Genomic DNA, 21,154 nt, shown 5'->3' on the forward strand with positions numbered 1-21,154 from the left:
GTGGTTCTGGTCGAGCACCACGCGCCACTAGTGGCGCGGGTTTGAATCTCTAGGCGTGAGACAAGCGCGTGTGCCAACGGGTTCCCGTCCAGCATGCTGAAGACCGCGGCACGGGCCGCTTCATACAGTTAGTCGCCCAGAGGGGGCTCGGAGTTCCCAGCCTTCACACCCTTCGTCACGTACCTTGACGGCACACGCAGAGGTCGCCGCAGCCGCACGGTTCGGAGCAGCCGCATCGGTCGCCGCAGCCGCACACTGTCTTGAGGTCGATCAGGCCGAGCACGCGTTCGGTGAACCCTTGTGCCGGAGCGGTATCAGGGACTGCGGTGAGCCGCAAACGACGGTTGATCCTCGTCATCTCCGTGTACCAGCGGCGGCATGCCGGACAACTGTTGAGGTGGTTCTGTGCGTTCACCGCATCCGCAGAACCCTGCTCTCCGTCGAGATCCGCGGAGAGCGCCCCACGAAGCTGACCACAGTCGATGCTCACGCGCCCCTCCTACCTGTTGAAGTACCTACTCAATTCATGAGGTTAGTCGTGCCCGGCGCAGTCCGTCGAGGGCGAACGGCCGCCACGAAATGCTGACGAGTTGCGACCTGCCAACTACAGGAAGTAGTAGTTTGTTACCCCGTGGAGGTATCCGGATGCCGCCTGGCCTGGTTTCATATGGGCTATGTCGCAAAGATCCGGCGCGGACACGAAGCTCACCGAGCTGGCGTTCGCTGCTGGGCGCGGTGAGAGTGCAGCGCTGGAGGAGTTCATCCGCACGACCCAACGAGACGTGATCCGCGTGATCTGTCATTTGAGTGGTCCGCAGGACGCCGAGGACCTGGCGCAAGAAACCTTCTTGCGCGCCATAGGAGCTTTGCATCGTTTCGAAGGTCGGTCCTCGGCGCGCACTTGGCTCATTAGCATCGCGCGTCGGGTTGTTGTCGATGCTCGCAGGCATGCGCTGGCGCGGCCTCGGCTCGCGAGTCAGGATGTCCAGGCTGTGTTCGAGGCCACTTGCGTTGCGCCGGGGATGGGGTTGGAGACCCGCGCGAGCGTTCTTGACTTGTTATCGGGTCTGTCTCCTGAGCGGCGGGAAGCCTTGGTGCTGACACAAGTGCTTGGGTTCAGTTACGCCGAAGCTGCTGACGTCACGGGAGTGCCGATCGGGACCGTCCGCTCTAGGGTTTCACGGGCCCGCGCTGATCTGGAGGCAGTGACTCCATCTAACGACGTAGCAGCCGGGTAGGGGTTCCCCGCTTCCCGCCCTAGAGGTGAGGATGGCCAGATTCAGTGAGGGATCACGCCTGCTGGTACCGGTGATTGCGCCGAGCGCCGGACCTGAAGGAAGAGCACGCGCCGAGTGAGGTGGCTAGGTGCCCATCAGCGATGTCAGCGTCGCCGATCACGGTGTTCCTGGGTCGTGAGGTGTCGATCCTGAGATCCGAGGCACCGTACGTGCTGGGCTTGCCGATGTGCGGCAGAGCGCCCGGGTCGAACCGGCGCCGATAGCCGCGTGCCCGAGTCCGGGAATGTAGCGTCCCTCGCAGGAAAGGACGGTGTCGATGTGTGCGAGCGCCGGCCCCGGCGGTACCGGGGCCCATGCAATCGAGTCTGGCAGCGACCGTCCTCTGGTCTGCGACATCGCTGTTCGACAAGTAGTAGGTGTCGCTCGCCGGTAGGCGATTGACGACGATGTACACGGATGGTTCGAACTCGATCATGTCTGAGGGGAGACGATCGCGAACGGATCATCGTGCGGGTCGGTCCGCACCTCGAGCTCGGTCACCCACCGTGCCTGCGGCTTCCAGTCCACGTTCGGACCGAACGATCTGACCCAGTCGAAGGCCTTCTTGTTGCTGGTAGCCGTGTGACCGTCCAAGATTCCCGCTACTGCCAGTACTGCTGTGCCCGTGCACACGGAGGCCACGATCTCCGCAGTTTCCTGTAGCGCGCGAAGGTCTTCCGGTGCACTCTGGTCGGCGACGAGTCGCTCGATACCGATCCCCCAGGCACGATCAGTATGTCGACTGGCGCCGTGTCGCCGGTGGTCGTGTCAGCGATGATGCGGACGCCCTGAGAACTCTGGACGGTGCACGCATCAGTGCTGATGAAGGTGAGCCGGAAGAGCTCGGTAGCACACTGCGGGGCTTCTCGATGAAGTGGCTGAGTCTGCCGTCCTGATGGACGGGAACGTACTTGGCGCGGGCTTCGGCGTGACTGGTCAGCCGTGGCCTACCGGAGGTGTCGTAGACCAGTACTGAGTGCCAGGGGGTGGTCCAGATGTCGTCGTCCGGGGCGATCATTTTGATGCCGAGCTTCGGTGAGAGACGGGGCTGGGGATGGATGGAGAGCCGGACAGCTTCGGGGAATTGGGTATCGAGGATGTTTCCCCATGCAGCGCTGAAGCGGATCAGTTGGTATGCGCGCTGTTTGGCGTACTTCTGTAACTGCGATTTCGTTCCGGACCAGTCGACGGTATCGGCGATCATGAACCTGGTCATGCCGCGCAGGAGCCGGGCGGAATCCCCACCGGCTTTGACATCTGCGCGGATGTCGTCGAGTGCGGGTGCCCACTGGGTGTCGAGCTGGCGGCGTTTGGCGGCGAAGTCTCCGTCGCCCCAGATCTCGCGGAGGTCGAAGGTGCTGAGGTGAGACAGGCCTTCGTCGGCGATAATCTTCACGAGGGCGTCGTTGTACTCGACGATCGTTTCGTCGTCGACACCGATGACGTCGGTGAAGACGTGACCGTCGGAGCAGATGGTCACCCGTGCTCCCGGTGGATGAACGTGAGATATCCGGCTGCAGATCTCGTCGAGAATGTGCAGCGCGACCCGCTCGGCTTCATCGGGCAGTGTGCCGCAGACTTTGGCCGGGTTGGGGGACTTGCAAGGAAAGCCCGGAATGATGAAGTCAATCGGGATTCGCCGCTTGACTGCGGCGCGGATCGCCGCCAGCTGCACGGGCCAGTCATCAGGCGTCGGCCCATCGGCCTCGGTGGTGCGCCTGCGTGGCAGAAGCACCGCAAGGATCTCGCGTGCAACCTGGTCCGCCTGCTTGTATTCGCAGTCGTTTCTCAATACTGACGGGTTCACGCGGGTTTCACCGCGCTGTACCGGATGGGGAGCTCTGTCACTCCGCGAGCGAGGGGTGCGTGGAGGAACTCGAGTTCGCTTTCATCGCAGTCGAGGTGAAGGTCTGCGATGCGCGCGGTGATCGCGGCGAGGGTCTCCTGGATCTGGATACGCGCGAGATGCGCACCGGGGCAGAAGTGCGCCCCGTGGCCGAAGGCCAAGTGAGGGTTCGGTGTTCTCTGCAGGTCGAGTTCGGCCGGGCAGCGGAACTTCGCCGGATCATGATTGGCGCCCATCAGCGAGATGATTACCGAGTCACCGGCGGGTACCGTGTGATCTCCGAGTTCGGTGTCCTCGGTGAAGAATCGCCAGGTGGTCTGCCCGAAGGAGCTCTCGTACCGCAGGAGCTCCTCGGTGGCCCGGTTGATGCCATCGGGGTGGGCGACGAGCCACGCGTGAGCGCCGGGATGGCGTAGGAGCGTCAGGATCGTCATCCCGAGTTGGTTGGTCACGGGGTCCTGGCCGGCGGCGAGTAGCTGGAAGATGATCGAGGACAGCTCATTCGAAGTGAGATCGCCGTGCTCGTGTTCGCGGACCAGGCGTGCGAGCAGGACACTCTGATCGCCGGAGCCGCCGTTGAAGTGGGCGACGACGTCGGCAATGTAGCCTTCAAGCCCGCGCAGCAGCCCTTCGTAGTGGGGCCGGCGGGGATCGTCCGGTCCCACGGGCGCTACGACGCCGCCCCATGCCGGATCGAATCGCTGAGCGAGATTCTCCGGCAGCCCGATCGCATCACGCAAGGCCAAGAACGGTAAGCGGCCCGCGAAACCCTCTATGAAGTCCACGGATCCGTCGGGGAGGTCATCGATCAGAGCGTGCACATGTGCGCGGATGCCGGCGCGGTGCGCTTCGGAGCGCCGGGCGGAGAAGTGGTCGGCGATCATCGCGCGCATGGCGGTGTGCCGCGGTGGGTCCTGGTGTAGCAGGTGGACTTGCAGCCGCGAGCGCTGTGGTTCGGGCATGATCGATGCCTTCGCATGCCACTGGGCGTTGGCGCGGGCGTGGTTCTTCCCGAGCCGGTCGTCGCCCAGTGCCGCGTGCGCGGCCTCGTATCCGGTGACGAGCCAGGCATCGATCGCAGGGAATGCGACCGGGTGGACCGGTCCCCGCTCGCGCAGTGACGAGAAGAGGGGGTACGGGTCGCGGTAGTAGTCCTCGCCATACAACAGTGCAGGCTGTTCCCTGGTGCACATGAAGTGGATTCCGTCCGGCTATCGGGATGTGCTGACGGAGTCAACGATGGCCGCGACCTGCTCCGCGTTTGCGGGGCCGGCGAGCGTCATATCCTCGGACGTGGTCCGGATGTAGCGCTTCTCGCGTACCGCGGTGAGGCCGCGGGTTCGGGGGTCGGCCTCGAGCGAGGTGATCGCTGCATCCTGGGCGGTTCGTACTGAGGTGTCATCGCCGGTACGTCGAACGGCGATCGTGATCCAGTCCGGGTCGGCGGCTACGAGCTCTTCGTAGGTGAACTTGCCGAACGCGCCGTCGATGCGTCCACCCAGCGGGGTGGTTCCGGCGAGGGTGTAGATCGCGTTGGCGATCTGCCGGTTTCCCGGTGTGGTCAGCGTGTCCATGCTCGCTGCGACATCGAAGTGGAAGACAGTCGGCGTCCTTGAGCCGGATCGGATCTTGCCGCGAGCTGACTCGATTGTCTTCTTCATGGATGCGACCATCTCGTCGCCTGTCCGGCGGTGACCGGTCAGCGCGGCCAGGTCGCTGATGTCGGAGTAGACCTGGTTGAGATCGGTGCGGGGACCGGAGAGGAACTTCGCGCACGCAGATGACTTGATGAACACCTTCGTCAGGTTCGCGGCCTGGAACTCCGCGGTCGTGGGTTCGGGTGTGCCCATCATGTCCATGCTCGCGAACGTTGCCAGGAACACCTGCGCGCCAGAGGATAGGAGCTTCTCTTTGTCGATGTTGCCGTCCGAGAGTCGTTGGGCGGAGGTGAGTTTGTCGCGAACGTCCGGTGCGAGCGCGTCGAGACCTCGCGCCCAGCCGACACCGGCGACCTGTTGACCGGCTCCGAGGCGTGCGAGTAGATCTGCACCGGCGTTGTTGGAAGTGATGATCTTCGTCGGTGCCGTGTCGAACCGGTGAGGGTCTTTCCCCTCACAGTCGGTCGTCGTCACCGTCTCGAACGGCGCGCCGGACGTTGTCGAGGAATCTGCTGTTGTTCCGGAACACGAGCAGAGAACTCCACCGACGGTGACGAGGACCGCCGCGATCGTTGTCCGCCTCGAGATTGTTGTACGCACCACTGTTTTCACCCTTCACCATCTGCGACAGCTCAGTGATGACCGCCGCCTCACAGGATTAGTCGGACGCCGAACCGATCGAGTTCCCGCGCCCTGCGCTTGCGAGGATCGCGGCGGTGTCGACAGAGGTGGGACCCGCGGGTGGTCCATCCCGCACCACTAGGAGGTGCGGCTAATCGTCCCATTGGGCATGAGGCGCGGAGAGCTGTACGACTCCTGCATCTGAATTCGGTGAGAGGACTCGCTCCTCGTCAATCGCGGCGCAGCGTCAATCAGGTGAAGTGTTTTGGGCCTCGCGTTGCTTTCGGTGCGTCATGGTGAAGCACGTAGCGGCGAGGATCGCGCCGGTGGTCGCTCCGATCAGGGCGAGGGTGCCGTGAGGGGAGGTGGTGAGAGCGAGACTGGCGACGAGGGGGCCGATTGCGAAGCCTGCGGTTCGCGCCAATTGCATGGTGCCGGCGACGGTCGCAGTAGCGCCGGCGGGCGCGCTGTTCATCACCCATGCCTGGTTGGGGCCTCCGTAGAGGCCCATGCCTACTCCGATCACGATCAGGGCGAGTAGCACGACCAGGATGTCGGTGCGGCCCAGCACGGTCAGGGCCGTCAGCCCTACTACGACGGTCGTTGCGCCGGTGATCGCTACTCTCGCAGGGCCGCGTGCCTCGGCCAATCGCCCGGCGACCATCGATGTCGCCGCCATGACGAATGCGAAGGTGGTCAGCACCACAGCAGTTCGCGAGGCCCGCCACCCCTGGGTCTGGAAGACGTAGGACACGGTGAACTGCATGGCTTGCATCGCTGCGGCAAGCCCGAGTGTGCCCAGGAGCAGCCCGTGCAGGGCTCTCGTTGCGGTGATCGCTCGTAGCCGCTGCGCCGACCGGTACAGGACGCCGCCGGAGCCCTCGCTCGTATCGGTGCCCGGGGGTGGCCCCGGTGCCCGTGCGGTGGATGGCAGTGCACGCAGGATCAATAATGCCGCGATGATGGTGAACGGGATTTTGACCAGGAAGGCGGCCCGCCAGCCGGCCGCATCGACGACGAGTCCGCCCAGGATCGGACCTAGCACTGCTCCGAGAGGGCCAAGGGTGGCGGTCACGGACAGCGCCGTCGGAGCGCGTCCGGTAGGGGCGGAGCGTATCGCGAGCATGGGCATCATCACGAAGAGGATGGCGCCGGCGGCGCCCTGCAGGCCACGGACCGCAATGAGCCACTCCAGGCCGTGTGCGGTGGGCGCTGCCCATGCGGCAAGGCCACTGAGTCCGAAGACGCCCAGTGCGGTCAGCACTGCTAGGCGCATCGGCCGGTGATCGAGGAGGAAACCGACCGGGATCAAGAGCACGGTCAGTGGCAGTTGGTAGGCGAGAACCACCCACTGTGCCGCCGCGATGGATACGCCGAGATCGGCTGCGAGCGAGGGGAGGGCGATATTGACCACGCCCATCTCCGCCATCGCGATCAAGGACAGAAGTCCGGCAGCGGCCAGAAGCGGCCGGTTGAAACCGGCATCCGTGTCAGTCATGCGGTCCTGCCAGGTAGTCGACGGCGATGATCGGACGCCCGGAGCGGGGATCGGTGGAAACCGTTGCCGCGACCCCGAAGACGGCGTCGAGCAGGTCGACAGTGAGCACGTCGCCGGGGGCGCCGTGCGCGACGATCCGGCCGTCATGGACAACGAACAGGGTGTCGCACGCCGCCGCAGCAGCGTTGAGATCGTGCAGGGTGATCACCGTGGTCGCGGCTCGGCTGCGCAGTATCCGTAGCAGTTGGACCTGATGGTTGATGTCGAGGTGGTTGGTCGGTTCGTCCAGAACCAGGACCTCGCCGCCCTGCGCGAAGCATCGGGCGAGCAGGGCGCGTTGCTTCTCGCCACCGGACAGGTGTGCGAACGTGCGGTCCTCGAATCCCGCCAGCCCGACATCGGCGATCGCTCGGCGTACCGCGTCGGCATCAGTTGTGCTCGCGCCGCCGAACCGGCCCTGGTGTGGGATTCGCCCCAGCGCGACGACATCGCCGGTGGTGAACTCGAACTCTGTTCCGCGCTCCTGCGGCACCGCGGCCACCAGGCGGGCTGCCTCCGCTGCGCCCAAGGAACGGATGTCACGGTCGCCCACCAGAACTCTGCCGGCGTGCGGTCGTAGATCTCGGTAGATCGTGCGAAGGAGAGTCGATTTGCCGCTCCCGTTTGGCCCGACGATCCCGGTGATCCGGCCGGGCTCGGCGACGACTGTCGCACCGTTGACGATGGTGGTGCCCGACAGGACTACGTCGACGTTGTCGAGGTGGACGCCGGTGAGTGTGGGCCCGGTCGTGGACGGTGTCACGCAGTCCTCCTCTGATGGCGGCTGACGAGGTAGAGCAGGGTGGGGGCACCTATTACCGCAGCGACGACGTTGATCGGCAGTTCCTGGTTGATGACCCTGGTGGCCAGCCGGCACAGGAGGTCGACTCCCGAGAGCAGCAGAGCCCCGCACAGTGCGGAAGCGGGAAGGAGCTTGCGATGGTTGGTACCTACGAGGAAGCGGGCGATGTGGGGGATGACGAGCCCGATGAACCCGATCGCACCCGAGAACGCCACCATCACCCCGGTCATCAGGCTGGTGATCACGAACACCTCCGTGCGCACCCGCTTGGGCGAGATCCCGAGCGAATTCGCGGTCTCGTCGCCGACGATGAGCGCGTTGAGCGGCCGCGCGAGCGCGAACAATCCGATCGCCCCTGAGACGACGACCGCTGCGACGATCGGGATCGCGGGCCCGATGGCACCCGAAAGGCTGCCCATGAGCCAGTGGAGAATCCCCTGGGTGAGATTGATGTCGTCCGCCTGCAGAACCAGGAAGCTGGTGAACGAGGCGAAGATCTGCCCGATGGCCACGCCCGCGAGGATCAACCGCAACGGTGCGACGGCGGCTCCCCGCGCCCCGATGAGCCACACCACCAGGAACGCCGCCATCGCGCCGAGGAACGCGGTGACCGGTAACGCGAAGGTCGTCGACACGAGGGCCGCGGAGGTACTGCCTCCGAGAACCAGAGTGGCGACCGCCCCGAAGGAAGCACCCGACGAGACCCCGAGCAAGTAGGGGTCGGCCAGCGGATTACGAACGATCGCCTGCACCGCGACGCCCACCACACCGAGCCCCGCCCCGATCAGCGCCGCGAGAACCGGCCGGGGGAACCGGACACGCCAGATGATGATCTCGTGGCTTCCCTCGACTAAAGGGCGTCCGAGCAACTGATCGGTCAGTATTCGCCACACGTCCGCCGCGGCGATGTCGGTGGACCCGAACGTCACCCCGAGTACCAGCAGGGCGATCAGCGCCGGAACGCCCATGCCCCACAGCAATAGTCGTCGTGATCTCCCCAGTGCTGCGACGGCCGTCATCGAAGCTTGGAAAGCTCTTGTGAGAGAGAACGGATGACTGTCGCGTTCTCCACACCCGGGAGGGTGAGGTCCTCGGCGTAGGCGCGCACGAACCTACCCTCTCGTACCGCGCGTAGGCCTGCGATCCGCGGATCACTCTTCAGCTGGTCGAGTAACGCCTGGTAGCTGCGGTCGACGGCGTCCTGAGACGACTGTCGTGTGACGGCGACGACGATCAGGTCTGGATCGCCCGCAACAACGTCCTCCCACGAGCTCGCGAACTGCGCCTTATCGACTGCGCGGAAGATGTTCGTTCCACCGGCGAGCTCGATGATCGCGTTTCCGATCTGGCGGTTGCCGATGGTGCTCGCCTGATCGTTGTTGCGGGCCGACGTCAGGTACAGCACCTTCGGGCGCTTCGCGTCAGCGGCTACCGGTTCGGTTCGCATCGACTCGACCAGCTTCTCGCCCTCCTGCTGGTGCCCGACCAAGGCTGCCAGTGACCGGATATCGGCTGTCACACCGTCGAGAGTGGTGACCGGTGCGGTGAGGGAGGCAGTGCAGGCGGACGAGCGGAGTACGACGCGCTTCATGCCTGCGGCCTGGAAGTCCGCTGCCGTGGGGCCGGTGACGCCCATCATGGTCATGCCCTCGTAGGGATCGATGTAGACCTGCGCGCCGGACTGCAGGAGCTTCTCCTTATCGGCTGCGCGGGCTCCCAGCGAGGGCACCTTCTCCGCCTGCGCTCGGACGTCGGCGGACAGCGCACCGGCCCCGTCGGACCACGCAGTACCCACAACCTTGTCGGCCGCCCCTAGACGAATGAGCAGCTCCAGTGCCGCGGTGTTGCCGGTAGCGATCTTCTCGACGGGGTGATCGAACGAGACTTCCGTACCGTCGCACAACTTCATGACCGCCGGAGACGTCGCGCTCGACGACTGCGAGTTCGGCTCTACCGTGGAGCAACCCCCGAGCGTAACTGCCAGTGCGAGCCCGGTTGCCGCGGCGCCGACGACCGATCGGAAGGTGCTCCGTGTGCTTTGCATAGCTGCATTGAACACCAGCGCGCGCGACGTGTATACCGCAGTGGGGTAGCTGGACTTGGAGGCGAAACAATAGGAGCCCCTTGGGGATAGGGCAGAGACTGGTGGGAACTATTCGGCCCTTTCACACGACGCCATTGGCGATCGCTCCGGTGTGCGCGCCGTGCCGCTCGGCGCGCTCAGCGCGGCCGTCGTCGGGATCGTCCACCGAACGCCTGCACAGCCGCTTCGGCCCTTGCTGGCACGCTCGTACCAATGTCACGGAGGATCAGATCGGATCCACGCCGCGACCGGCACCCACCGGGCCTCGCGGCAAAGGCCTAGGAATCCTCCGAGCGCGGCAATACGGAGTTGAACCCCCGACGGGGTGGGCCTGGACCCACCCCGTCGTCGGCACGATATGATGACTTCATCAATTCGCTGAATCAAAGGTGATGGAATGCTCGACCAGGGCGTGGCGCCGCTGTACGCGATCAAGGCGGATCTGTTCAAGGGGCTCGCGCATCCCTTGCGGATCCGGGTTCTGGAGGTGTTGGCCGCGGCTCCGGACTACCAGTGCGGGGTGAGCGATCTCCTCGCGGCGACGGGGTTGGAGGCATCGCACCTGTCGCAGCATCTGGCGACATTGCGGCGCCACCGGGTGGTGGTGAGCTCCCGTACGGGCAGTGCGGTGACCTACCGGCTCGCGCACCCGAAAGTGGCCGAGCTGCTGGCGATCGCCCGGGTCTTCCTCCATGACACGCTCGCCGACAGCACGGCCGCCCTGGAGGCGGTCGAGATGTTGCCGGCCGTGCCGTCCGAGCGTGATGGCGTGTGATGGCACCGGATGCCGTGTCCTGGCGTGAACGCGTCTGGTCGGTCGCGCGGGGGCCGTTGCCCAGACCGGAAGATCTACCGAGTCGGGCGGACTACGCGGAACTTCCGCGCACGTGGCGCGGCGATCTGGTGGCCGGGGTCACGGTAGGGGTGGTCGCGCTTCCCCTCGCGCTGGCGTTCGGGGTCAGTGCCGGGGTGGGCGCGGAGGCGGGGCTGATCACCGCGATCATCGCCGGCGTCTGCGCTGCGGTCTTCGGTGGGTCGAATGTGCAGGTATCGGGCCCCACGGGCGCGATGGTCGTGGTGCTCGCGCCGATCGTGGCGTCGTCGGGTGTGGGTACGGTCGCGCTGCTCAGCGTCCTCGCGGGGGTGGTCCTGTTCCTGCTCGGCGCGGCGCGAGTCGGGCGGGCCGTGGGATACATTCCGTGGCCGGTGATCGAGGGGTTCACCGCGGGTATCGGGGTGATCATCTTCCTGCAGCAGGTGCCCTCGGCCCTCTCCTCACCCGTCGCTCCGGGGGCGAACGCGCTGACCGCAGCAGTGGAGTCCGCGGCGCGTGCGCACTGGCCGAGCGCCGGGGTCAGCGCCGCGATGGTCCTGCTCGTGGCGGTGGTGATGATCGCTGTGCCGCGAGTGCACCGCGCGCTGCCCGCGGGGCTGATCGCGATCGCGGCGGTCACCACGGCGGTGGCCGTGTTCGATGTCGCGACCCCGGTCATCGGGGCGCTGCCCTCGCGGCTACCGGCACCGCACCTGCCCGCGGTGGAATGGACGCAGCTGCCGGGCTTGACGGGCGCCGTGCTGGCGATCGCGGCCCTCGCGGCGATCGAGTCGCTGCTGTCCGCCCGGGTGGCCTCCACCATGCCCGGTCCGTCCGGGGAGACGACGGGGCCGTTCAACGCCGACCGCGAGCTGGTCGGTCAGGGAGTGGCATCGATCGCGGCCGGCATGTTCGGCGGAATGCCGGCCACGGGGGCGATCGCCCGCACGGCGGTGAATGTGCGCTCGGGCGGCCGCACCCGGGTGGCGGCGATCGTCCACTCGATCGTGCTCGTGATCGTGGTCTACGCGGCGTCCACGGTGGTCGGCAGGATTCCGCTCGCCGCGCTCGCCGGAGTGCTGATGGTCACTGCCGCGCGGATGGTCTCACCGTCGGTGATCCGTCGGATCCTGCGCTCCACCCGCTCCGACGCCCTGACCTTCGTCGCAACCGCGATCATCACCGTCTCCTTCGACCTGATCGTGGCCATCGAGATCGGCATCGCATGCGCCGCGCTGCTGACGCTGCGCAAGTTCGCCGGGATGGGCGCGGTGCGGCGCGAGCGACTCCCCGGTGCTCCGCAGAGCTGCGACGACCAGATCGCCCTGCTCCGCCTGGACGGGCTGATGTTCTTCGGTGCGGCCGACCGGATCCAGCAGGAACTGACCACCATCAGGGGAGTGAAGGTGATCGTTCTGCGCCTGTCCCAGGTGCAGTACGTGGACGCCACCGGCGCGCAGGCCCTCGCCGAAACCGTCCAGGCGCTGGAGCGGCAGGGCGTCACCGTCCTCCTCAAAGGCATTCGCCCCGAGCATCTTCCGGTCATCAGCCGGGTCGGTGTCCTGGAGCACCTGCGCCATGAACGACACCTCTTCACCTCGCTCGACGCGGCCGTCGCGCACGCGCGCGAACACGTCCGACGATCCGCGCACGAGAACGCCACGAACGGCCGCGATGACGCGCGGCCGTGATCGCGGGCAACGTCCGGTCCGCCGGGAAACGCCGCCGCCAGGGCTTCGCAATACCGCACGCGCGTCGTCCGGTGCGGCGGCGTTCCACGGACCTTCCAGCACAGTCCCCGTCGGTGACGGAGATCAGCCCTCCCGGTCCTGACGCCGCAGGGTGGGTTTGTCGATCTTGCCCACGGGGTTCTTCGGGATGTCGTCGAGCAGGATCAGGTCGACGGGGACCTTGACCTTCGCCAGTTCACCGCGCAGGCCGTCGAGCAGTTCCTCGGAGGTCACCGTCGCACCCTCGCGCAGCGAGACGTACGCGACCGGTACCTCGCCCAGCACGTCGTGCGGCCGGCCGATCACCGCCGCCTCGAAGACCCGCGGATCGTGGTACAGCTGCGCCTCGATCTCCTTGGGGTAGATGTTCTCCCCGCCACGGATCACCATGTCCTTCACGCGATCCACGAGCCGCAGGTAGCCGTCCTCGTCGAGGAGGCCGACGTCGCCGGTGCGCAGCCAACCGTCCACGATCGTCTCCGCCGTCGCGTCGGGCCGATTCAGATACCCGGCCATCACCACGTCGCCCGCGATGAGCACCTCGCCGGTCTCGCCGGGCGGGACGTCGCGGAGCGCACCGTCGACGATGCGGATCCGTTGGCCCGGCAGCGCGGGCCCGACGGTGCCGGGCTTGCGCGGACCGTCGAGCGGGTTGATGGCGGACGCGGTGGTGGTCTCCGACAGCCCGTACCCCTCGACGATCGGCACTCCGAACCGGGACTCGAACCGCTCGATCAGATCGACGGGCATCGGTGCGGCGCCGCAGATTCCGAACCGCAGCGACGACGTGTCCGGCTCGACTTCCTCCGGGAGGGCGGTCAACATCGCGTAGATCGCCGGGACCGCGGAGAAGTAGGTCGGGCGGTGCCGCTCGACCGCGGGGAAGAACTCGTCCGGCCGGAAGCGGCCGACGATCGTGGTACGGCCGCCCGCACGGAGCGGGGTGAGCGTGCCGAGCACCACGCCGTTGGCGTGGAACAGGGGCAGCACCAGCAGGCTGTGATCGTGCTCGGTGAACGAGAAGTGCTCGATGAACGAGGCCGTCATCGCCGCGATGTTGCCGTGAGTGATCATCACCCCCTTGGGCTTGCCGGTGGTGCCGGCGGTGTAGATCAGCAGCGCGAGATCGGTGGGACGGACGGCCACCGGTGGCGCTCCCTCGCCCTCGGCCCCGGCCAGCAGCTCCTCGCACGAGAGCGCCGCGATACCGTCGGGTGTGGTGGCGCCGGCCTCGGTCACGAGCACCCGCGCCCCGGCATCCGCCGCCTGGTAGGCGATCTCGGGCGGTGCGAGCGCCGGATTGATCGGCGTGACCGCCGCTCCGAGCCGCCACGCCGCGAACACCGCGACGACGAGTTCGACCCGGTTCGGCAGCAGCAGGCCGACCACGTCACCCGCCGCGACGCCGGAGTCCCGGAGCCGGGCGGCGGCGGTCCGGACGGCCGCCGCGAACTCGCTGTTGGACAGCTCGAGGCGGTCGTCGGCGAGCGCGGGGTCCGATGGTGCCCGGGACGCCCGGATCTCCGGGAGCCCGGGTACATCGGGAAGGTCGCGCACCGTCATCGGTTCACCGTGACGATGGGCTCCTGGATCAGCCCGAAGGTGCGCAGTACACCTTCGAGTTCGCGGTGCCCGAACGCCTGGCAACCGGACGCGAGTCCGACCCTGCGTGGGGGCTGCTGCAACAGGGAGTACGCGGCATAGGCCTGCAGCAGACCCGTCTGCTTGTAGTTGCTGTTGCCGTGGATCACCACGTGCGAGCGGCCGAGCGGACCGGACGCGTGGACCGAGTCCAGCGACTTGTTGATCCGCGGGTTCTCGCGCGGCGGCATCTCGTTCATCACCTGCGCGGCAACGGCATCCAGGGCCGCAGCGCGGTCCTCGGCCGACATGTCCTTGGTGGCCTCGAGGGCGTCCGCCACGATCTTCGGCACGTTGTTCATCAGGGCCGCGTTGAACACGCCGCCCTGCGCCTTGCAGTTGGCCACGCGCGGATCGCGCTTGAACCACACGGGGTGCGAGGTGCCGCCCCACGGCAACGACTGCGCGAGCTCGTGCTGGCCGGGCACCACGAGCGGCACCAGCCCCTGCATCGGATCGAAGGAGGTGTACTCGTTCTGCTCGAGGTAGAACGCATCGCCGCCGGCGGCGTTGACCAAGATGGTGCGGGTCGAGGCGATCGTGGGGCTGCCGCCCCAGAACACGGCGATGTCGAGGGTATCGAGACCCGGCGTTTCCAGGGCGATCTGGGCCGCGATCTCACCGGTGGTGTACATGTGGGCGATGCCGGGCGCCAGCAGCAGGCCTGCATCGGCGTACTGCTGGTGGAACGTGGTGTCGCAGTGGATCATCCAGTCCTGCTCACCGTTGGTGTCGCTGTAGTGCGCACCTGCGTTCAGGCTGGCCTGGACCACCGCATCGCCGAACTTGATGAACGGGCCCACGGTGTTGAGGACCACCTTGCTGCCGCGGAAGAGCTCGGTCAGCGAGTCCACATCGTGATCGACCTGGACCACCTCGTAGTCGGCGGTCTCGATACCGGCGACGTTCTTCTCCATCGAGTCGACCAGTTTGCCCTCGTCGCGGCCCGCCGCGGTGAAGGGCACGTTGTACTCGCGCAGGTACTCGCAGATGAGGCGGCCCGTGTAGCCCGAGGCCCCGTACACCACTACCGGCTTGTTGCTCATGATTCTCCTAGTCAGGGTTGGATCGGAAGGTTTCGGTGCGTCACATGCCCATGCCGCCATCGACGGGGAGGCCCGCGCCGTTGACGAATCGGGCGGCGTCGGAGGCGAGGAAGACCACGCCGTCGGCCATGTCCCGGACCTCGCCGAGGCGGCCGCTGGGGGTGAGGCCGACGACGGCCTCGACCGCCTGCTCGGGCGATTCGAACAGGCCGAGCTTCGCCATGTCGACGGCCAGCCCGGTGCCCATCTCGGTGGGGACGAGTCCGGGGTAGATGCAGTTGATGCGCACGCCGTAGCCGAGCTTCCCGGACTCCATCGCGGCCACCCGCGTCATCCGGTCGATCGCGGACTTGGTGGCCGAGTAGATGGCGATGCCGGGGAAGGCGATGGTCGCGGCCACGGAGGCGACGTTGACGATGGCGCCGCCGGCACCCGCCGCGCCGCCCGGGCGCATCGCCCGCAGTCCGTGCTTGATGCCGAGCGCCGTGCCGAGCACGTTCACGTCGAGCTGGCGCCGCACGTCGTCGACCTCGATGTCCGTGAGCAGGCCCGAGATCTCGACACCGGCGTTGTTGACCAGTACGTCGAGGCCGCCGAGCCGGGCGACCGTCGCATTGATGGCGGAGGACCAGCTGTCCTCCGCGGTGACATCGAGGTGGACCGAACCGTGGCCGGCTCCGAGTTCGGCGGCGACGGCGGCGGCCCGCTCCGTCTGCAGGTCGCCGATCACCACCGAGGCCCCGGCCGCGGCCAGCGCCCGCGCCATACCCTCGCCGAGCCCCTGGGCCCCGCCGGTGACCAGAACCCGCCGACCGGTCAGATCGAATGCACTCACGACTACTCCCTTGTTCGAGGTGGAACGAAGTGCGGACGTTCTGTGGCGCCCGTCACAGATTGGAATCTAGACGACTGTCAAGAAAAAAGTTGGACATTCGTCAAGAGAATGATTCGGGGGTCGTGCCGCGATCCGCGGTACGGGGGCTATCCTGGGGTGATGCCGGCACCGGGTCGGCGGCGAGAGGAGTGAGGTGACCGATCTGATCGCGAGTCCCAGCGCTCCCAGCGCCGTGAGTGCTCCCCTGCCCGCGAGCGCCCCCGCCGCGGTGGGCGCCAGCAAGCACGCCACCAAGGTCGCCGCGAAACGGGACGAGTTGGCCCGCGCAGCGCTCAAGACGCTCTCGGAACTCGGCTACGCCCGGACCAGCCTGCGCGAGATCGCGGCGAACTCCGAGTACAGCCACGGCGTGCTGCACTACTACTTCGCCGATCGACTCGAGCTCATCGCGCACTGCGTGCACCTCTACAAGAGCGAGTGCATCGCCTCGTATGACGACGTGCTCCGGCCCGACGACGATGCGCCGGCGCTCCGCGCCCGGTTCGCCGAGCGCCTGGCCGCCACGATGGAGCACGACCTGCCCACCCACAAGCTCTGGTACGACCTGCGGTCGCAGGCGATGTTCGAGACCGCCCTGGTCGAGGACGTGCGGGAGATCGACGGCGATCTCGAGGCCATGATCTGGCGGGTCGTCCGACGGTACGCGGAGCTGTCCGGCGGTGTGCCACTGCTGGATTCGGCCGGCACCTATGCCGCCCTCGACGGGCCCTTCGAACGTGCGGTGCGCCGCCGCGTCCGCGGCGACGAGGCGGCCGGGGCCGATTTGACCGCGCAGGTCTTCGCGCTGCTCGACGTGCTCATCGCCCACCCTCCCCGCTGACGCCGAGGGCCAGCTCGACGAACGCGTGGAAGCTGAAGGCCAGCGTGTCGAGCGACTGCAGCGTTCCGCTCTCGTAGCCCACGAGCAGGTACATCGCGGTCGTCGCGTACTGCCGCGCGAGCTCCTCGTCGCCGAGCAGCTCGGCGTAGGTTTCGGCGATCACGTCGCGGCGCTCGGCGTCCACCTCGCGCTGGTGTCGGGCGACCTCGGGGTCGTGTGCGGCCCAGACGCGGATCGCGGCCTCCGTCGCGTGGGGCAGTGTCATGCCCGTCTCCATGAGCGAGACCAGGCGATCCGAGGCGTCCGGGACCTGGCGGGCGGCCTCGATGATCCGGTTGCTCTTCACCTCGCGCCAGTACCGGATGAGCTCCGAGGTGAACTCGGGCCAGCTGGGGAAGGCGTGGTAGAAGCTGCCGGTCGAGGCGCCGGCGGCCGCGCATACGGCTGCGAGCTTGAGGGCGGCGTGGCCGCGGTCGGTGAGCACCGTCATCCCGGCATCCAGGAACCGCAGCTGGGCGTACCGGGACGGCGTTGAGCGGACGGGCTTCATGCAGGCGATGGTAGCGCCGGTCACCGCCGAGACGGACATCCGCGCTGTGACCTCTTGCACACTACTAGAAGTGGACTTATAGTCGGGATCAGCCCACCGAGGAGAGTCGACATGCAGTCACAATCAGCCCGCTCGCTGCGCTCCCGGCGCTGGAAGATCGACCGCAACCGCGGACTGGACCCCGAGACCGACTTCGAGCTGATCGCCCGGAACCTCGCGACCTACGACTTCCCCTGGGACATCACGCAGGCGCTGGGCTTCGCGCTGTTCCGCACCTACGCCGTGCCCAGCATCGGTGACCTCCTGGACCGCACCGGCGAGTTCACGCAGCGCGTCCAGAAGCGGTACGACGACACGGCCCTGCTCCTCGACGTGCCGCTCATGCACGGATTCGGCAGTACCGAGGGCAGATCCGCGATCCGCCGGATCAACCAGATGCACAAGATGTACGACATCACCGACGATGACATGCGGTACGTCCTGGCCACCTTCGTCGTCGTCCCGGTGCGGTGGATCGCGGACTACGGCTGGCGCGATCTCACGCCCGACGAGATCCGGGCGACGGTCCGCTACTACCAGGCCCTCGGCAAGCACATGGCGATCCCGGACATCCCCGCCACCTACGACGAGTTCGCCGACCTGCTCGACGCGTACGAGGCCGAGCACTTCGCGTTCGACCCCGGGGGGCGACGCGTCGCGGACTCCACCCTCGAGTTGATGACCACCTTCTACCCGAAGCCCGCGCGCCGCATCGTCGAGGTGTTCAGCCGCGCCGTCATGGACGAGCCGCTGCTGCGCGCCTTCCGCTACCGGGTCCCCGGGCCCGTCGTCCGGCGACTGTCGGTCGGCGCGCTGAAGGCCCGCGCCCGCGTGGTCGCCGTGCTTCCCTCGCGTCGCACGCCGACCCTCGTCAGCGACAATCGACGGATCCGCAGCTACCCCCGCGGTTTCCGGGTCGAGACTCTGGGAACCTTCGCCCCCGGCTGCCCCGTGCACCGCACCGCCGCAGACACCACGCGCCCCACCCCCGCCGCGTAGGCCTCGCGCCCCGGCAGCGTCGACGGTGCGGCGCGCGCCGGGTCCGGCGCGGCACGGACCACGCGCGTGCGGGTCGTGAAATGCTGAGCAGCATGCGACCGCCACCCGCGGCGAGGACCCCGACTCCCTGCTGCAGCCGGTCGCGGCCGCGACGGTCCTCCTCTCCTGGATGTTGCTGCACACCGCGTTCGCGCAGATCTACGCCCGGGACTACTTCGCGGGTGACCCGGGCCTGGTGTTCCCCGACTGCGAGCATCCGCAGATCACCGAGTTCGTGTACTTCTCGATCACCATCGGCACCTCCTTCGCGGTCTCCGATGTCACGGTCACCAAGCGGTCCACGCGCCGGCTCGTGATCGCGCACAGCGTGCTCAGTTTCTTCTTCAACGCGGCCGTCGTCGCGATCGCGCTGGACTGGATCAAGGGCGGAGGGTGAGCACGCCGCGCACACCGATCACGCGGTAGCCGTGGGCACCTCGGCAGCGGACGGGGCGAGTCCGGACAGGCACGCCGGCAGCGGCGCGCGGTGCAGCACGCCGAGCCGCTGCGTGGCCCGGGTCAATGCCACGTACAGCTCGGCCGCGCCGCGCTCACCGTCGGCCAGGATCCGGTCGGGATCGACCACCAGCACCGCGTCGAACTCGAGCCCCTTGGTCTGCGCCGGCGGGACGGCGCCCGGCGTACCGTCGGGCCCGATGACGACGGACGTGCCCTCTCGGCCGCCTCCTCCCGGACGAACTCCGCGATCGCGCCGGGCAGCTCCTGCTCGCCCACCTGCCGGGCCCAGGGCCGGACCCCCGACGCGCGCACCGATTCCGGCGGCTCGACACCGGGGGCGAACTCGGCCAGCACGCCCGCCGCGACGGCCATGATCTCCGCCGGGGTGCGGTAGTTCACCGCGAGCGCGGTGTACGCCCACCGGTCGGCGACGAACGGGTCGAGCATCTCGCCCCACGTCCGCGCCCCCGCCGGCGCGCTGCGCTGCGTGAGATCGCCGACCACCGTGAACGAGTGGGACGGGCAGCGGCGCATCAACGCCCGCCAATCCATGGCCGAGAGCTCCTGCGCCTCGTCGACCACCACGTGCCGGTACACCCAGGTGCGGTCCGCCCTCGCGCGATCGACCAGATCCCGGGTGTCCCGCTCCTCGAACCGTTCCGCGAGGTCGTCCGCGTACAGCAGGTCCGTGGCGAAGAGGTGGTCCTCGTCGTCCATCGAATCCGACCGGGAGACCAGCGAATCGAGCACGCCCTCCGCGAACTCCGCCTGCTCCCTGCGGCGTTCGTCCGCCGCCTCGTCCCTCGTCGCCTCGTGCGGGCCGAGCAGCTCGGCGAGCTCGTCCAGCAGGGGCACGTCGGAGACGGTCCAGGCGGCACCGTCGGGCCGGAGCAACGACGGGTCCGCGCCCGCCGCGGCCAGGCGCTCCGGTGAGCTCAGCAGGTCCGCGAGCAGGGCCTCGGGGGAGAGCACGGGCCAGAGCTGCTCGACGGTGCGCCGGAAGGTCCCGTCCACGGCGAGGTCGGCGACCATGCTGCCGCGCATCTCCTCCCACGCCCGGGTGTCCTCGCGGCGCAGCCACTGCTGCCCGATCCGACCCAGCGCCCGCTCGGTGACGGCCCAGGTCAGGACGTCGAGGAAGATCGCGCGGGCCTCGTTGTGCGGCCGTCCGCTGTCCCGGGCCTCGTCCCGGGCCCAGCCGACCACGTCCGCCTCGATCCGCACCTCGCCGTCGCCCAGCCCGATGGACACCGGCGTCTCCGGCAGGCTCCGACGGTCCGCCACCGCCGCGGCGAGCACGTCGGCCATGGCCGCTGCGCCCTTGATCCGCGCGACGGCCGGCGTGTCCTCGCGACGGGCGGTGACGCCCGGGTACAGCGTGCCCGGCGTCGCGAAGACGACATCGGACTCGCCGAGCGAGGGCAGTACCCGGCCGATGTGCTGCAGGAAGGACGTGTTCGGACCCACCACCAGCACGCCGTGCCGCTCGAACCGCGCTCGCTGCGTGTACAGCAGGTACGCGACGCGATGGAGTGCGACCACCGTCTTGCCCGTGCCGGGGCCGCCCTCGATCACCGTCACGCCCGGGTCGTCGGACCGGATGATCCGGTCCTGATCGGCCTGGATGGTCGCGACGATGTCGCGCATCCCCTCCCCGCGCGGCGCGTTCACGGCCGCCAGGAGCGCTGCGTCGCCGCGCGCGTCCGCGCCCGGTCGTCCCAGCATCTCGTCCGCGAACTCGACCAGTTCGCGCCCGCGGCTGAGGAACTGCCGCCGCCGGTGCACGCCCTCGGGGTGTGCGCCGGTGGCGGTGTAGAAGGCCCGCGACGCCGGGCCCGCCAGTCGAGCAGTAGCTCCCGCTCCACGTCATCGGGGTCGAACAGGCCGAGCCGGCCCACGTACCGCACATCGACGCCGCCGTCGGCCCGCGGGTCCCCGTCGAGCCGCCCGAAGGCGAGCCCCGCCTCGGCGACGCCCAGTCGCCGCACCTCGCGCGCCGAGGTCATCACATCGCCCTCCCGGTCCACCGCCCGGCCCTCGTGATCGCGCAGCGCGTCGGCGTACCGTCGGCCCGCCCGGGCGCGCTCCGCGTCCAGCCGTCCGTACAACCCCGCCACGTACTCGCGCTCCGATGCCAGCTCGTTCTCGTATTCAGACATGCACCCACCTCGCTGAGAAATCGGATCCGGCCAGCGAGTATGCGCCCGCACCGGGGCCTTGCGGCAAGCCCCGGGATGCGTTATACGTTGAAGAGGGAAAGAGATTCGGGCGCTTCATCGGCCCCCGGCCGGCGCCACC

At 68.0% G+C, this 21,154-nt stretch carries 19 protein-coding genes and 1 pseudogene; 6 read left to right on the forward strand and 14 right to left on the reverse strand.

What is annotated here, in order from left to right; translation table 11 throughout:
- Positions 1–175 precede the first annotated feature (175 nt).
- Entirely contained in the window at positions 176–490 is a 315-nt protein-coding gene (locus HF999_RS04545) for a zf-HC2 domain-containing protein (protein ID WP_168544720.1), read from the reverse strand.
- A gap of 184 nt (positions 491–674) precedes the next feature.
- On the opposite strand from HF999_RS04545, the gene HF999_RS04550 reads away from it, so the two are divergent.
- The gene (locus HF999_RS04550; protein WP_168544721.1) at positions 675–1,238 is read left to right on the forward strand and encodes a sigma-70 family RNA polymerase sigma factor; all 564 of its coding nucleotides are present in this window, start codon (positions 675–677) and stop codon (positions 1,236–1,238) included.
- Positions 1,239–1,709: 471 nt separating this feature from the next.
- Here HF999_RS04550 and HF999_RS22785 read toward each other — a convergent pair whose 3' ends face one another.
- The 8 genes from HF999_RS22785 to HF999_RS04590 form a co-directional block, all read right to left on the reverse strand.
- Positions 1,710–1,994: a DJ-1/PfpI family protein gene (locus HF999_RS22785; RefSeq protein ID WP_168544784.1), complete on the reverse strand. Its 285-nt coding sequence runs from the start codon at positions 1,992–1,994 to the stop codon at positions 1,710–1,712.
- A 13-nt stretch (positions 1,995–2,007) separates the two neighbouring features.
- A complete protein-coding gene (locus HF999_RS04560) occupies positions 2,008–3,084 on the reverse strand; it encodes an isocyanide synthase family protein (protein WP_168544722.1) in 1,077 nt (358 codons plus the stop codon).
- On the reverse strand, positions 3,081–4,316 hold the full coding sequence (locus HF999_RS04565) for a cytochrome P450 (protein ID WP_168544723.1): 1,236 nt from the start codon (positions 4,314–4,316) through the stop codon (positions 3,081–3,083). The genes HF999_RS04560 and HF999_RS04565 overlap by 4 nt, the downstream gene beginning before the upstream one ends.
- Positions 4,317–4,334: 18 nt before the next feature.
- A complete protein-coding gene (locus HF999_RS04570) occupies positions 4,335–5,255 on the reverse strand; it encodes an ABC transporter substrate-binding protein (protein ID WP_168544724.1) in 921 nt (306 codons plus the stop codon).
- A 394-nt stretch (positions 5,256–5,649) separates the two neighbouring features.
- Entirely contained in the window at positions 5,650–6,900 is a 1,251-nt protein-coding gene (locus HF999_RS04575) for an MFS transporter (RefSeq protein ID WP_168544725.1), read from the reverse strand.
- On the reverse strand, positions 6,893–7,702 hold the full coding sequence (locus HF999_RS04580; protein WP_168544726.1) for an ABC transporter ATP-binding protein: 810 nt from the start codon (positions 7,700–7,702) through the stop codon (positions 6,893–6,895). Before HF999_RS04580 ends, HF999_RS04575 begins: the two co-directional genes overlap by 8 nt.
- A complete protein-coding gene (locus tag HF999_RS04585; RefSeq protein ID WP_246207221.1) occupies positions 7,699–8,760 on the reverse strand; it encodes a FecCD family ABC transporter permease in 1,062 nt (353 codons plus the stop codon). The genes HF999_RS04580 and HF999_RS04585 overlap by 4 nt, the downstream gene beginning before the upstream one ends.
- On the reverse strand, positions 8,757–9,800 hold the full coding sequence (locus HF999_RS04590; protein ID WP_168544727.1) for an ABC transporter substrate-binding protein: 1,044 nt from the start codon (positions 9,798–9,800) through the stop codon (positions 8,757–8,759). Before HF999_RS04590 ends, HF999_RS04585 begins: the two co-directional genes overlap by 4 nt.
- 421 nt (positions 9,801–10,221) lie before the next feature.
- Between HF999_RS04590 and HF999_RS04595 the strand changes: the two genes are divergently transcribed.
- Both HF999_RS04595 and HF999_RS04600 read left to right on the forward strand, forming a co-directional pair.
- Positions 10,222–10,599, forward strand: a complete 378-nt coding sequence (locus HF999_RS04595) for an ArsR/SmtB family transcription factor (RefSeq protein ID WP_168544728.1) — start codon at positions 10,222–10,224, stop codon at positions 10,597–10,599.
- Between the two features lie 56 nt (positions 10,600–10,655).
- A complete protein-coding gene (locus HF999_RS04600; protein WP_246207223.1) occupies positions 10,656–12,329 on the forward strand; it encodes a SulP family inorganic anion transporter in 1,674 nt (557 codons plus the stop codon).
- Between the two features lie 123 nt (positions 12,330–12,452).
- Here the strand turns inward: HF999_RS04600 and HF999_RS04605 are convergent, their stop codons facing one another.
- From HF999_RS04605 to HF999_RS04615, 3 genes are read right to left on the reverse strand one after another with little or no spacing between them, the layout of a single operon-like run.
- The gene (locus HF999_RS04605) at positions 12,453–13,931 is read right to left on the reverse strand and encodes a class I adenylate-forming enzyme family protein (RefSeq protein WP_168544729.1); all 1,479 of its coding nucleotides are present in this window, start codon (positions 13,929–13,931) and stop codon (positions 12,453–12,455) included.
- Positions 13,928–15,058 (reverse strand): DUF5938 domain-containing protein, encoded by a 1,131-nt coding sequence (locus HF999_RS04610; RefSeq protein WP_168544787.1) that lies wholly within the window; start codon positions 15,056–15,058, stop codon positions 13,928–13,930. Before HF999_RS04610 ends, HF999_RS04605 begins: the two co-directional genes overlap by 4 nt.
- 37 nt (positions 15,059–15,095) lie before the next feature.
- A complete protein-coding gene (locus HF999_RS04615) occupies positions 15,096–15,890 on the reverse strand; it encodes an SDR family NAD(P)-dependent oxidoreductase (protein WP_168544730.1) in 795 nt (264 codons plus the stop codon).
- A gap of 193 nt (positions 15,891–16,083) precedes the next feature.
- On the opposite strand from HF999_RS04615, the gene HF999_RS04620 reads away from it, so the two are divergent.
- The gene (locus HF999_RS04620) at positions 16,084–16,770 is read left to right on the forward strand and encodes a TetR/AcrR family transcriptional regulator (protein WP_312854014.1); all 687 of its coding nucleotides are present in this window, start codon (positions 16,084–16,086) and stop codon (positions 16,768–16,770) included.
- Here the strand turns inward: HF999_RS04620 and HF999_RS04625 are convergent.
- Positions 16,748–17,320 (reverse strand): TetR family transcriptional regulator, encoded by a 573-nt coding sequence (locus HF999_RS04625; RefSeq protein ID WP_168544731.1) that lies wholly within the window; start codon positions 17,318–17,320, stop codon positions 16,748–16,750. The genes HF999_RS04620 and HF999_RS04625 overlap by 23 nt on opposite strands.
- 111 nt (positions 17,321–17,431) lie before the next feature.
- On the opposite strand from HF999_RS04625, the gene HF999_RS04630 reads away from it, so the two are divergent.
- Complete coding sequence (locus tag HF999_RS04630) at positions 17,432–18,358, forward strand: oxygenase MpaB family protein (RefSeq protein WP_168544732.1); 927 nt, start codon at positions 17,432–17,434, stop codon at positions 18,356–18,358.
- Positions 18,359–18,488: 130 nt separating this feature from the next.
- Positions 18,489–18,794, forward strand: a complete 306-nt coding sequence (locus HF999_RS04635; protein ID WP_281347312.1) for a DUF1345 domain-containing protein — start codon at positions 18,489–18,491, stop codon at positions 18,792–18,794.
- 18 nt (positions 18,795–18,812) lie between these two features.
- On the opposite strand, the pseudogene helR reads toward HF999_RS04635, so the two are convergent.
- A pseudogene (gene helR, locus HF999_RS04640) lies at positions 18,813–21,015 on the reverse strand (RNA polymerase recycling motor ATPase HelR).
- Between the last annotated feature and the right edge of the window lie 139 nt (positions 21,016–21,154).

Source organism: Tsukamurella spumae (genome assembly GCF_012396015.1).
Lineage (GTDB): Bacteria > Actinomycetota > Actinomycetes > Mycobacteriales > Mycobacteriaceae > Tsukamurella > Tsukamurella spumae.